Raw genomic sequence first — 14,601 nt, 5'->3', positions numbered from 1 at the left:
CTGGTCTTTCCGCTGCGAATGCCGGCTTGTAATTGCTGTAATCCTTTTTTATTGGTGCTTATCAGTGAAGAAATTTCTGCAGTATAAATTGAACAGCACCTGCGGACATAGTTTTTTAAAAACAGCAGCGCCGGGAACAAGTGCCCAGACATCGCTGAGCCTTATTTATGGATCCAGAGCTGACAGCAGTGTCTTTGACTGCCTTCACTAAACTGTGCTTAGTACTGTATTGTGTTCTGCTGTCAATGCTGTTAAGCGGCAGATAAGGAACTGCCGAACAGTTCTGCCTCAATAATGAAAGCCCGTTTTAGAAAAGCTGGTAGAGGTGCAGGTAATTATGACGCTGAATTTGGTAAATAACTTCAATGCCGTAAATTAAGCTGTTTTTAAAGATTGCAAAAAGTGCTGATTTAGTGCTGTAAGGAATATTTAAAGCATCGCTTTCCGAAGCAGTTGCACGGTATTTTACTTTACTTTTAAATTTAAAATGAACATCCAGCTCTTTATATTTTATTACAAATGCAGAAGTGATTAAAGTATTGTCAAAAGAGATAAAGCCAGTTTTTAAGTGCCCGCCGCAAGATGGCTCAGGTGATCTGTCTGATGCGCTTCTGGCTGTGAAGGCAAGCAGCGATATTAGAAAAACGTATAGTAACTTTAAATGCTTCATTAGGGAACCTGCAGGGATTGTATTTCTCCGGAAAGAAAGTGTAACAATATAAGTGATGCAAATATACTGATTTTGAAAAAGAAGAATTATCAAATAAACTATAAAAGCTTCATTTTTTTTGTACGGGTTCCTTGTGCTGTATTTTCATCTTTTCATTGTTCTTGTTTCTAACATTTATAAGGATGAGATCAAGTGAATAAAATTAAAAAATGACAGCTTTAATATCTTTTTCCTGTTCGCAGATCAGCAGGTTCCCGGCCTTTTCGAGTTGTTTTTTGAACATTTTAATGAATTGGATACTAGAAATACAAAGCAGCCTCTTCAAAGGGGTTTTTGGGAAAAATCAAACGTTAATGTAATGCTGATTTTAAAGGCGGGTTTTAGGACGGGAGATAATTTGACTGCCCTTACTGCTTTAGAAGTTTAGCAGATACGGTAAGCTCTATATAAACCAGCAGGCAGATAATTGCTGTTTCACCTAAAAAGTATATCAGATCAAAAGCTGTAAGCTGCTTATAATAAATAAATAGAAAGGCAGTGGTCAGCGCGCAGTACAGTAAATTGGCAGAAGTTATTATTCTGATGTAAAGCGTCCATTTTGCTTTTAAAAATAAAAAGCATACAGCGGAGTAAAAGCACAAACAAGCCGCTATTGAAAAGAGTAAATTCAGTGTTGTCTTGGGCATGCCAAAATAGGGGCTTAGATTTGAAAGCACGGCAGAGAGCAGCACAGAATTAAGCAGAGCCCCCGCAGAGTCCATTAATAAAAGTCTTCTGGGATTTTTTGCCAGATGACGGGTTAATTTTTCAAGAATTTTATTCATTTTTCTATTGCTGTTCGCTGATTTAAAGGTAATGTTTTTTTTATCCGGGATTCTTATCTGTTCTTTTTATGCCGGAACAATTTATCTTGCTGCTGTGATGTTATTCAAACACAAAGCCCAATTCAATTGGGCTTTGTGTTTTTTTAAATAAATAATTCGATTTGTATTTGATGCAGCTATTTGTCTGCACTGTGGAAGAAAACAGGAAAGTTTTTTAATTTGGTGTCTCACTGCTGATCAGGAACTTTATAAAACGTGCGGCTGTTGGAAAACCGATATAGATCAGCGGGGATGTATTTAATGTTATTTTTCAAGAGCTCTTCCCGCTATCCGTTCCACCCGAGCGACAGCGAACTGGCGAAGCAATCTTTTGTGCCGAAAACCGGCACAAAAGGATTTCCACTTGCCATCCTAAGCTTTTCATCTGAATTTTGTACCTCTTGTTTGGCCTGATGCAGATCTGTTACATCTGCTCCGGTATGCATTTACCCCGTAAATATTGCCCCTTGTATCTGCAAGGGGTAAAAAGCAATAATTAAAATAATGTGATTTCATCTGTCCATTTATCCCCAGATCAACTTTTTTGTCTTTGGCGTGAAAAGCAGTTCCGGTTTTAAGTACCGTAAGCTATTCGCTAGCTAAGAGTTTTTTAATATGCAGCTATAGAAAATAAAATTTATCTTATTCCTTTGTTAGCATCGGTAAACAGCTATTGCCAATCGGATAACCTTAAGCAATTCTGTAGCGAGTATGCATTTACTAAGGATCTAACCCAAAATTGGGTTCTTGAAATGGATGCCGGCTTAAGTTTGAGCAGTATTGCAGAGGATTCAAATATGTTTTATAATATCACGCAGGTTTATTTGAGAGCGTGGGTGCATTACTATCCCGCTCAAAGGTGGAAATTTTCCCTATTTTCATAATAAAAATGTACCAGAACTAAGCAAGCAAAAAAACTCCTGAATTAAGAAGTGCAATTCAGCTTTCCTATAGCTTGTTTACACAGAACAGTTTTAAGGTAAATCTTCGTGCCAGATTTGAAGACCTGCATCTTGAAAGTTTTCTTGACATGCTAAGACTTTTTATTTCTAAGCTAAAAATTAGTTTCACTGATAACTTACTTTTATTTATAGCAGTAAAGACATTGCAGCTGCCGCAAGAGCAGTGAACACTGAAGAGATAATTATAAAATTTCTTTTGCACCTGCGGTCAATTTCAGCCAGATTCTGGCTTAATTTATTTTTTTCCTGATCTACAATATATTGATACCTGTCTTTCATTATTTCAAAGATATTAAGGTTCTGTCGCATCTGGGAATAACTTTTATCTTTAGAATTTTAAACCGATCAAAAGATGAATACTAAAGGTCATTGTTATCCAAAATACATAATTCTTCAGGCAGTATATTTCAAGCTAAGATTTACACTTAGTTACCGTGATATTGAAGAACTAATGAAGATTAGAGGAGTCATTGTGGATCATGCCACGATTCAGCGTTGGGTTTATAAGTTTGCACCTTTGCTTGAGGCAGAGATGAAGAAGAGAAAAGGCAAAGTGGGGGCGAGTTGGAGATTGGATGAGACCTACATCAAAGTAAAAGGTATTTGGTGTTATTTATATAGGGCAGTAGATAAATTAGGCAATACGGTTGACTTTCTTTTGACCAGAAAAAGACAGAGAATGAGCGCTCAGTCTTTTCTAATTAAAGCAATTGGTAATAATTGGCGGCCAACAGTAATAAACATTGATAAAAGCGGTTCTAATATCGCAGCGATCAAAGTATATAACAAACGTTCATTCTCAAAGATTAAAATCCGGCAGTGTAAATATCTCAACAATATTGTAGAACAAGACCATCGATTTATAAAATGGCGAATACAAAACGGGTTAGGTTTTAAAAGTTTTGAATCGGCAAAACGAACATTGAGTGGAATTGAAGTTGTGCATATGCTAAGAAAGAATCAGATGGTCAAACCCGGGAAATCTATGTTTAAATCATTCTGTAAACTGGCGTGCTAAATTTTAAATCACTTAAATTCTTATATTTGATTCTGACAGATGCGACAGAACCAATAGATTTTGTTTTCTCTTTTTCAAAATCACGAATATCAGTAAAAATATAGTTTTTATGCGTGGGGGAATTTATAGAAAATCGTTTTTCACTAATGTATCTTGATTTAAAGAATAAACCCAAAATTCTTCCGACTAAAAGCCTCAGGTGAGTTTAAATCTAATGCGGTTTCCAAGAAGGCATTTAAATGTGTTAACATTTGTTCCACATTCATTTTTCCCATTATCTTTCCGAATTTGAGGATAGTTTTTCTATTCGGTTTAGAATTCCCAAAACATCTGATTGATTATATAAATTATTCATTTTTATTAGATTTTATGTACTTTTAAATTATGTAAAACGTTTCGGAATAACTCAGTTTTTTAACATATTACAAATCTTGGTAAATTTAGCGATTGAGAAGGTCATGACCCAACTTTTATTTTGCTACTTCTTTATAAAAAGAAGTGGCAAAATAAAAAATGCTGTAGATTTCTCTGATGTTTTGTCTTAGTTACTGGAGGTATTCAAATCATCTTACAATCTACCTAAAACTACCATCTTTTTACCATTATGTCCATCTTTTTGTATTTGTTAATCTATGATCTTTGTTATCTAATAATTGCACGGCAATGCTTAATATTGAATTTATAAGCTGTCATAATCTCTATAGAATAGATGCTGTGGAAACTAAATTAATGTAATAATGAATTATATCAGCTATAAAGAATTGTTTGATGAAATATTGGATAATCCTAATCCAGCAGCTCCATATAAGGATGCCATGTATTTGGATTATACCAAACTGAACAGATCACGAATGAAACGGTGGGATAAGCAATTATCGCTGGACGAGGATCTGGTTTCTCATTTAAAGAAAATAAAATCGCCACAACACTGGATCATCATTTCAGAGCCCTGGTGTGGAGATGCTGCGCATATTGTGCCCTTTTTGATAAGAATGACAGAGCAAAATGAATATTTAACGTATGATATCCAATTGAGGGATACTGAACCGTTCCTTATTGAAAGCTACCTGACTAATAACGCCAAGAGTATTCCAAAGCTTATAGTAAGGGACAAGAAAGAGAATGATCTTTTTGTTTGGGGACCACGACCAAAGCAGGCACAGGAATTAATGGATAATATGAAAGCTGTAAACGCTGATTTTGAAACCAGTAAAATTGCTTTGCAGAATTGGTACAATGAGGATAAAGGGATATCTCTTAACAGCGAGCTGATTCAATTTTTTGGAAAAGCTAGTATAAAGATTTGCCACAACCAACAGAGATTTAATGAAAAACCTTTCCTTCTGTAGCATAGTGTAGTTGCTTTTTACAATACTCAATAAAAATAGAATTTTAAAAATAGTATGACTGGTTAATTGAAAAATTTCCCCATAATAGCAATTATAAAATTAGTTTTTGGTGCTTTTTGAATTGTCACAGGACTTATTGAAAAACAGCACCATCGCTTTGATTGGCAGTGTTTTACTAATAATTAACTTGGTAAAAAAAGGAAATTGTTCTCGATGAACCTGATTTACTGAATATAGTTAGCTAACCAACATTTTTATATTTTCTGCCAATCTCATTGAAGGAGAATCAACAAACTTCCTTAAAAATGATATATAATAGATTAAAAAAGACTTTAGTATGAAATATGATTTTGATGAAATAATTGACCGTAAAGGCACTAACAGTCTTAGTTACGATGGCTGGAAAAGTTATATGTTTGGCAATGAAGAGAACCTAGTTTTTCCATATAAAAATGAAGATTACATTCGTTTGTGGGTGGCAGATATGGAATTTTCTACTCCGCCGGAAGTCCTTAAAGCTATCAGAGATAGATTGGACAGAAAAATATTAGGATACACAAGTATTTATGACCCTGAATACTATGAAGTTGTGCAAAGCTGGTTTATGAAACGTTACCAATGGAAAATCAACCTTGAACATCTTGTTGTTTCTCCCGGCATAATCCCAGCCCTTAATCGGTTGGTGAGTTTGTTGACAAGTCATAATGAAAGTGTATTGATCAATACTCCTTCATACACGCCATTCAAAACGGCTTGCGATATTAATGATCGCCAAGTTTTTTACAGCAATCTGGTTCTGGAGCAGAACAGATATGATTTAGATTTTGAAGATATTGTGTACCAATTGGAAGATAAGCAGAAAAATATAAAGCTATTCATTTTCTGTAACCCGCACAATCCAACAGGAAGAATATGGACAGAGGCAGAACTACGTAAGATTGGTGAAATTTGCATCGAAAGAAATATATGGATCATTTCCGATGAAATACATTGTGATTTGCTTAGAAAGGGAAAAGTACATGTACCTTTGGCGAGTTTATTTCCTCAAAGTGATCGTATTATAACCTGTACAGCTCCGAGTAAGACTTTTAACCTTGCAGGAAATCTAATGTCACATGTTTTTATTCCAAATGATATTATCAGAAATAAATGGACAAAGATCTATTTTGATTTACTGTCTCCTTTGAGTGTTGAAGCCGTCAAAGCAGCATATCGGTATTGCGAGGAATGGCTTGAGCAATTAAGGGAGTATTTAGATGGAAATTTTAATTATTTAAAAGCCCAACTCAATAAACATTTGCCAGAATCAAAATTTGAAGTACCCGAATCGACTTATCTTGCCTGGATTGACATTTCTGAATATGCAGATAAAATTCCAGATCAGAATATATCGAAATACTTTGCAGAGAAAGCAGGAGTATTAGTTGAAGATGGGAATATGTTTGTAGCTAATGCAGAACGATATATCAGGCTAAATCTCGCTTGTCCACGTTCTGTTTTGAAAGAGGGAATACATCGAATTGTAGAGGTATTGAGAAAATGATGCTATTTATTTAGTGAAAATTACCAAGAAAATATTGTGCTTTCCAAGTGATCCTCGTTCATAAATGAGGTTATTAATTTGAATAAGATCTTTAGTTTAGTGATTTATTAAACACAAAGGTTTAACTTTGATAATGCAAACAAATCCATAAAAAACAATAGTATTTACACTAGTAGCAATTAATACTTTAATTTTTACCTTCCTTTCTTTTTTACACATCTACTGGAGCTTCGACGGAACATGGGGCAAAAAAAAAGCATTACCTGTTAAGGTAAGTGGAGAGATGGCCTTAAATCCCAGTAAGTTCGGAACTCTGATTGTTGGACTCGGATTATTTTTATTAGCATTTGTCACCCTGGCAAATATTGGGCTTGCAGACCAGCTGATTGGGAGAAAATACATTCATATAGCGACTTATATTAATGCAGGAATATTCTGTTTTCGTGCGATCGGAGATTTCAAATATGTCGGATTGATGAAAAGTATTAAAGGAACGAACTTCGCAAAGCTAGACATCAAGACTTATGTCCCACTTTGCCTTATGCTCTCTTTATTTAGCTTATCTATTCCACTGATCACTAGCGGACAATAGACTTTACTTACCTAACAGAATCCTGTACGCAGTTAACGATGATTTTAATCACTTAAAGGTTCAGAGAATAGAATGATTACAACAAACTTGTGTGTGGTGATTTTTAGAGGCTTTAAACAGATTTACTAGGTTTAATTGTTAACAAACAGTGGGATCACATGTTAAATTGTTTTTTTAAAATAAATTAATTTTCTATTTTTAGTGTCTATGCAATTATTGTTATCAAATTTAAAATATTAAAAATGGAAAAAGCTGTTAAAATGCAGATCCGTAAGGATTTAAACGGACGCCAACAGCAGGATATTATCAAACTAAAAGGCAGTTTGATTTCTAATGGATATACTCAGATCATACACATTATGGATCAAGATGAGGAATTTCATATCAACTCTTTTGAAACTGAAGATGAAAAAAGAAATGAAGTTCATGATTTTATAAAGACATTTGTAGATAAGGCAGATTTGGCAGATGCAGTTTTTATTAAATGATTTACTTGTTTTAATTAAATAATGAAGAGAACAGAAATAAAAAGTATTCCTGACTATTTTGACAGGTATATAAATCTGGTTGAGGATATTGATCTATTTGAGGCTTTTGAGAAAAGTATGCGCGAAATAAATCAACTCGATACAAGACTAATTGAAAAAATAGGAGGCAAAACGTATCTCCCCAACAAGTGGACAATTAAAGAAATCATTCAGCATATTTCTGACATTGAAAGATTATTGCACGCCGGAACACTAAGATTTGTAAGAGGAGAGATAAATCATGTAATTTCATTTGATGAAGAAGAAATCGCAAAAAATTCCGGAGCAAATAACAGGCATATCATTCAAGTAATTGAGGAATTGAAATCTGTACGGAAATCCACTATTGCTTTATTTGAAAGCTTTGATCAAAATGATTTTCAAAAATCAGGAATCAACTGGAAACATAGAATTAGCGTAGAAGCAATGGGATTTAATATTATTGGTCATCAAATCCATCATTTTAAATTTATAAAAAACAATTATTTCTGTCTATAAGCTCCCTGAGAGCTGTCCACAATATACAAATCTCTACTGTCATTAATTCTTGAAGCTCTTTTGATTATAAAAGTTCTATCTTATTTTTTAATAATAGTTCAACTTCACTACGATATCTTGGATTATAATATGGCGTATATTTGATATATCCCATTGTATGAAGTTCTTTAAAGTATTTATGGTAGGTTGGAAGAGTTTTTATATATGATGATGACATTATTTTACTTCTGCTGACTTTAATAACTTTAGATTGTCCTTGCCTGTATCCTAAATATAAAACTGCATTTAGTAAAGCAAAATACCAAACATTTAATCTGGTATCTTTTTCAAATAGGTTTAGGTATTTTATAATATTATGGATTTGCATAATTGATTAATTCTTAAAAAGATTTTGCAGATCGGTTTTGCTGTAATAATAAGAACCAAGGATCTTTGTGCATCGCACTTTTCCAGTTACACGCAGAGTCTGAAGTCAGGCAGAGGAAATGCTCAATGATTTTTTTACAATTCGGCTTTTCAACCAGTCAGGAGTGAATTCCTCTTGTTTTTTATTATCATTTCTTATTTCATTAATGCAAACTGTCTTAAATCGTCTTTTGTTACTTGCTCGCTCATAATTTTTTTTCATTTGCAATTTGAAATCTTTCGATTAGTTTTTCTATAATTTCTGATCATTTTCAAAATTGTTCTTTATTTTGAATAAGTTTTTCAAGTGCTTTAGCTTATCAACTAGCTCATTAATCATTTTAGGGTTTTGATCCAGTGTAAGAAGATTTAAAATGGTTATTGTTTAAATCAATTACATTAGATTTCTCAATTAAATAATTTATTTAAATTTCATCTTTATAATTAATTATCAAGTTTAACTATAGTTAATAGTAAGTGGCTTTAGAAAGGCTATTTTGGTATTAATTAAAATTTTACTATTTTTTTGATTGCCTGGATGCGAGACACTCCGTTTTATATAATTATGAATAAGTAGTTTTTTAACATAGCCATAGGCTTTATAAGTAACTGTAGTATAAAGATTATAGGTTTTGATAATTTCTTGTATATTTTGAAATAACTATGAAAAATTAATTGATAATTTTTAAAATTATTTAGTTTTGTATTGAATAAAACTCCTAAAGTGGGAAAATCTTCAATGAAGAATGAAAAGAGAGATATTGATTTATGGAGCCGAATAAAAAAGGGAGATCTTCGTGCTTATCATGAATTATATGATCGTTACATAAACATGCTTTTTACCTTTGGAATGCAGTACACTAATGACGAATCTTTAGTGCAGGATGCCATACATGATATTTTTGTCGATCTTCATCGTTACCGCACTACCATTAAATTGGATGTAATAGTGAAATCGTATCTCTTCAAGTCTCTTCAGAATGATATTTTTAAAAAATTAAAATCCCAAAAGAAGATAGTATCTCTTGATATTATTTTAGATGGTGCTTACAAAACTGATTCTGCAGAAGATGAGCTAATTTTTAATGAAACGACATTAAAGAAACATGCAGTCCTTGCCTTAGCATTATCTTCGCTGACCAAAAAACAACGTTATGCACTGCATCTGCGTTTTAGTGAAGACTTGTCTTACGAGGAAATTTCTTACGCATTAGGAATTAGCGCGCAATCTTGTAAAACATTGGTTTACAGGTCTTTAAAAGAGATTCGAGAGAAGCTTTAAAAAAACTTTAAAAAAACATCATTTTTTTTGTCTACGTTTTGGCCTTTTGGTTCTTATAGTAATATAGAGAATCTAAAAAGAAAAATATTTTGTACCCAAATTTCAAAATTTTACCAAAAGAAGATAAAGCTGATTTAAGAGCCAGAATTGCACAAAGCATTCTACTGGAAAAACAGCGTATCAGAAGAAAAAAATTTTTCACTCTTTCCTTGAGCCTTGCAGCTGTGCTTTTTATAGGCCTTGTTATTAATTTCACTTTTAACCAAGAGCAAAAAATAATTAGTCCAATTGAGCAGTTTGCAAATCAAACCTCAAGTACTGGTTCCTTCGAGAAAAGCGATCAGGTTAAGTTAGTACTTGCAGATAAGAAGGCTGTCAGTATTGGTGACAGTACTACCATTGCATATGATGAGTCAGGAGATAAAATTCACATTAATAATAAAGAAATTGAACAAGGAAAATCTCAGACCCTTCAATATAATACTGTTTTAGTGCCATACGGAAAAAGAGCACATCTGAGCTTGGCAGACGGAACTTTGGTCTGGCTGAATTCAGGATCAAAATTAATTTACCCAACGGCTTTTAATACAAAAAGCAGGGAAGTATTTCTGGAAGGTGAAGGTATTTTTGATGTGGCTCATAATGCGGCAAAACCATTTTTTGTACAGGCAGCTAATAATTACAGTGTTCGCGTATTAGGGACTTTATTTAATGTGAGCTGCTACGCTGCAGATGCGAAAGTATCGACAGCCTTATTGCGAGGAAAGGTACAGGTTGCCTATGCCAAGAAAGGTTTTTTTAGTGGAGATACTTTACAAACAATTCTTAAACCGGGAATGATTACCGCTTTAGACAAAAAACATCAGACGATACAAACTACGAGAGAAGATGTTACGCCATTGTTTTCCTGGAGAAAAGGTTATTATGAGTTTTCTGAGCAAAAACTTCCATTAGTTTTAGAAAAACTCACAAGATACTATAATGTCACTTTTGTTATGAATAAACAAATAAATCAAAAAGAAACTTATTCAGGAGCTTTCACCCTTAATGATGATTTAGATAAAGTGATAAAAACATTAGAAGCTACAACAGGTCTTGAGTTTGTTTATGATGCTAAGGCCAGAAAAATAACTATTAACTAATATCAATTGACTAAAAATTACGGATTGCCTATGAAGAGATAAAACATGACAGAATAAACCGGGAAAACTAACCAAAAAAAAACCAAAAGATGCTCCAACATCTCTTGGCTTATGTAAAATTTATAATTGCGAAGGCAATTATTGAAATAACTAAAACAAAATTATGAATAAAAATCATGATATAGGCTTTCTATTGCCTAAAAAAATCATCAACCTTACTTTTATTTTATTTATGAGAGTATTCATTTTAGTTCTCTATTTAGGATTAACCAGTATCTACGCCAATGTTGCCAAAGCACAAAATGAAATCTCAGTAAAGGTTCAGGGGGCTTCGCTGCAAACACTTTTTAGTACCATTCAGCAAAAAAGTGATTACGTGTTTTTTTACAATGACGACCTAATGTCCTCTACTAAAAAGATAAATTTAAACCAGTACGGAACTGTCGAGCAGATTTTAAATACTGCATTAGCCAATACAGGTTTAACCTATACTGTTATAGATAAACAAATCGTTATTAAAAAAAACAAGCCTAAAACTGCGTTAAATGAACTGGAACCTTATGAGGTTAAAGGAACGGTAACTGATAAAAAAGGAAATCGTTTAGCAGGGGTAAATGTCTTACTGGTGGGAACTCAAATTTGGGATGTTACACGAGAAAAAGGAGACTATAGAATTGAAGTAGTTGCCACAGATTCGCTTAGATTTTCATATTTAGGTTATAAAACTAAAACAGTAAGTGTCAACAATAAAAAATTGATAAACGTAGTTTTAGAACCTCAGGCAGAATTATTGAAAGATTTAGTTGTTACTGCTTCAAACGGTTATACAGATATTCCTAAAGAAAGGGTTACAGGTGCTTTTGAAGTGATGGGTGCTAAAGAATTGGCAGAAGTTCCTACTGTAGATCTTGCTTCAAGACTGGAAGGAAAAATGGCAGGAGTAAAAGTAGATCCAAGAACAGGTTCAATTTCTGTCAGAGGAACCAATAATTATAGTGGGAGCGGTAGTCCGCTAATCGTTATTGATGGTTTTGCTCAGTCTGAAAACGATTTTAAATTTAGTAGAAGAGGGGTGCCGGGGCAATCGATCTTAAGTTATCTTAATCCGGATGATGTTGAAACTATAACGGTTTTAAAAGATGCTGCTGCAGCTTCTATTTGGGGTTCGCGTGCGGCCAATGGAGTAATTGTTGTAACTACAAAAAAAGGTAAAAAAGCAGATCCAACAATTAATTTCAGCACTACCACTACAATAGGTGAGAGAATGGATTTAGGGAAGCTTCGTGTAATGAATGCATCCCAATATATTGATTATGAGAAAGATTTAGTTAATGGTGGTTTTATTGTTGATAATATTAACAATACAATTGATTCCGGTGGTGCTAAAAATCCGAGTGCTGCTCAGGAAATCATCTTTCAACAACAAAGGGGAACGATTTCTATGGTACAAAGGGATCAATTATTAGCCCAACTGGGACAAAATGATAATCTGGGTCAGATAAACAAATACTTATTGCGAAATTCAGCCACTACACAATACGATTTATCTGTAAGCGGTGGAAGTGATAAAAGTACGTATTTCTTGTCTTTAGGTTATAATAAAGATGAAGCAGCGTTTAGAGCAAATCAATCTAAATCATACAATATTACCTTAAATAATTCTTTTCAGCTTAAAAGTTTTTTAAAATTAAATACAGGGATAAATTACGTTTCAAGTACTTTTCAGGAAAATACTACAGCTAATGAGGCTTTATCCAATGTATCAAGCAGCGCATTGCGTCCTTATGATATGATTACGGACGATAGCGGGAATGGTATCGATCGTTATATTATTTTTAGACCCGAAGTGGCTAAGGGATTCGAAAAGAAAGGATATTTACCATGGACGTACAATTATTTGGATGAGTTGAATTACTCCAATGTAATCACAAAAGGAGCAAACTTAAGACTGAATGCCAGTTTAACGGCTACAGTAAACAGTTGGCTGAACTTTGAAGCTTCGGGTATGTACACTTCAATTGGAAATAAAACTAAATCGTTGAGTGAACAAGACAGCTATTACTCAAGAAATTTAATAAACGAGGCCACCTCTGTAAATACGGCGGGTAAATTGGTATATGGTATTCCGATGGGAGCTTATTTGTACAATACAACATTGTCTAATGAATCACAAAGTATGCGTTTTCAAATGAATATTAACAAGAATTTCAATGAAAATAATGGGCTGCACTTTCTAGCTGGTTCAGAAATTAAGGAAGAACGCAGGGAAGGATCAAGCCAGAGATATTATGGTTACAATACAGATACCAACTCAGGACAATCTGTAAATCCTACCACTTACTATACCACTATTTACGGGTGGCAGAGTATTATAGGAAGTTCTGATACAAGTATCAGTAAATACAGAGACCGCTGGTTATCTTATTATGGATTAGGTTCTTATGATTACATGAGCAGATATCACGTATCGGGAAGTGTTCGTTTTGATGATTATAATCTACTGGGAGCTTCAAGAAAGAACAGAGCATTGCCTCTGTGGTCAGTAGGCGGTAAATGGGATATTAATAAAGAGTCTTTCTTAAGAGAGGTGGGCTGGCTTAATAATTTGTCTGCCAGGGTTACTTATGGTAAAGCAGGAAGCACTCCTACAGGCGGTTTTGGAAGCAACAGTGCTATTATTAATGTTGGATCAATTGATTTTAATACACAATTACCAACAGCTGGTATTTCACTACCGGAAAATCCTGAAATTAAATGGGAAACTACAACAACGCTTAATTATGGTTTGGATTATTCCCTTTTTAATAATCGTTTAAACGGAAGTGTTGATTTTTATTATAAAAAATCTAAAGATATCCTGGCCAATGTCCCTTATAATCCAACTTATGGCTGGAGTTATTTAAACTATAATACTGCTTCACTTAAAGGTCATGGTGTTGATGTGAATATTGGTGGACTTATAATAGACAAAACTTTTAAGTGGAATAGTAATTTCAATATTTCGTATAATACCAATGAAGTTACAGACACCCGTTATAATCTTACCACAGTGAACCAATATTTTTCGGGAACTGCAATGCTACGTAATAGTATAGGCTACCTTTATGCTTATAACTGGGCAGGTTTAGATGCCACAGGCCAATCTACTATTGCTAAAAAGGATGGCACGATCGTAAACTCCTCACAAGGTATTGCAACGATTGACAAAGATGATTTAAAATATATGGGAACTACTATTGCACCTTATTTTGGGGGACTTATGAATAGTTTCTCTTATAGTAATTTTACATTAGGTGTGCAGATTACCTATTATATGGGGAGTGTTTTTAGAAATCCGGTATTACAGAATTATCCTTCTTATGCAGGGGTGCAAAATGGGGCTGTAGCAAAAGATGAACTTATCGCCGATCGCTGGAGACAATCTGGAGATGAAGCTTCTACAAATATTCCAGGGTTAGCCAATATTAGTTATAATAGCCTGAACCGTTTTCAGATGGCAGACATCAATGTATTACCGGCAGACAATGTACGATTACAGCAAATTTCGTTGGGCTATAGCGTTCCTTCAAAATTTTTAGACAGGACTTTTATAAAGTCTTTGAGTTTTAATTTCGCCGCTAGAAATTTAGGTTTATTATGGGTTAAGAATGATTTAGGTATTGATCCGCAATACTTGTCAAATAACAATTATAATACACTTGCTCCTCAGCGCAATTATACTTTACAATTTAATTGTAGTTTTTAATTTTA

The 14,601-nt window shown here is 33.7% G+C and carries 11 protein-coding genes; 9 read left to right on the top strand and 2 right to left on the bottom strand.

What is annotated here, in order from left to right; genetic code table 11:
• Window positions 1-307: 307 nt before the first annotated feature.
• Window positions 308-670, bottom strand: coding sequence for a hypothetical protein (locus tag AC3Y25_RS05095; RefSeq protein WP_489902000.1), 363 nt, complete (start codon window positions 668-670; stop codon window positions 308-310).
• 407 nt (window positions 671-1,077) lie between these two features.
• Window positions 1,078-1,494, bottom strand: a complete 417-nt coding sequence (locus AC3Y25_RS05090) for a hypothetical protein (protein WP_489901999.1) — start codon at window positions 1,492-1,494, stop codon at window positions 1,078-1,080.
• A 1,353-nt stretch (window positions 1,495-2,847) separates the two neighbouring features.
• On the opposite strand from AC3Y25_RS05090, the gene AC3Y25_RS05085 reads away from it, so the two are divergent.
• The 9 genes from AC3Y25_RS05085 (at window position 2,848) to AC3Y25_RS05045 (ending at window position 14,596) form a co-directional block, all read left to right on the top strand.
• The gene (locus tag AC3Y25_RS05085; RefSeq protein WP_095927765.1) at window positions 2,848-3,513 is read left to right on the top strand and encodes an IS6 family transposase; all 666 of its coding nucleotides are present in this window, start codon (window positions 2,848-2,850) and stop codon (window positions 3,511-3,513) included.
• Window positions 3,514-4,250: 737 nt separating this feature from the next.
• A complete protein-coding gene (locus AC3Y25_RS05080) occupies window positions 4,251-4,862 on the top strand; it encodes a thioredoxin family protein (RefSeq protein ID WP_489901998.1) in 612 nt (203 codons plus the stop codon).
• Window positions 4,863-5,199: 337 nt separating this feature from the next.
• Entirely contained in the window at window positions 5,200-6,405 is a 1,206-nt protein-coding gene (locus AC3Y25_RS05075; RefSeq protein ID WP_489901997.1) for a MalY/PatB family protein, read from the top strand.
• Between the two features lie 157 nt (window positions 6,406-6,562).
• A complete protein-coding gene (locus AC3Y25_RS05070; protein ID WP_489902048.1) occupies window positions 6,563-6,997 on the top strand; it encodes a DUF3995 domain-containing protein in 435 nt (144 codons plus the stop codon).
• Between the two features lie 242 nt (window positions 6,998-7,239).
• The gene (locus tag AC3Y25_RS05065; RefSeq protein ID WP_489901996.1) at window positions 7,240-7,485 is read left to right on the top strand and encodes a hypothetical protein; all 246 of its coding nucleotides are present in this window, start codon (window positions 7,240-7,242) and stop codon (window positions 7,483-7,485) included.
• A 21-nt stretch (window positions 7,486-7,506) separates the two neighbouring features.
• Window positions 7,507-8,022 (top strand): DinB family protein, encoded by a 516-nt coding sequence (locus AC3Y25_RS05060; protein ID WP_489901995.1) that lies wholly within the window; start codon window positions 7,507-7,509, stop codon window positions 8,020-8,022.
• Window positions 8,023-9,151: 1,129 nt separating this feature from the next.
• Complete coding sequence (locus tag AC3Y25_RS05055) at window positions 9,152-9,709, top strand: RNA polymerase sigma factor (RefSeq protein ID WP_489901994.1); 558 nt, start codon at window positions 9,152-9,154, stop codon at window positions 9,707-9,709.
• Between the two features lie 89 nt (window positions 9,710-9,798).
• Window positions 9,799-10,851: a FecR family protein gene (locus tag AC3Y25_RS05050; protein ID WP_489901993.1), complete on the top strand. Its 1,053-nt coding sequence runs from the start codon at window positions 9,799-9,801 to the stop codon at window positions 10,849-10,851.
• 163 nt (window positions 10,852-11,014) lie between these two features.
• A complete protein-coding gene (locus AC3Y25_RS05045; RefSeq protein ID WP_489901992.1) occupies window positions 11,015-14,596 on the top strand; it encodes a SusC/RagA family TonB-linked outer membrane protein in 3,582 nt (1,193 codons plus the stop codon).
• Window positions 14,597-14,601 lie beyond the last annotated feature (5 nt).

Source organism: Flavobacterium sp. LK-23, from assembly GCF_058135255.1.
This window is presented reverse-complemented; position numbering and strand designations above follow the sequence as displayed.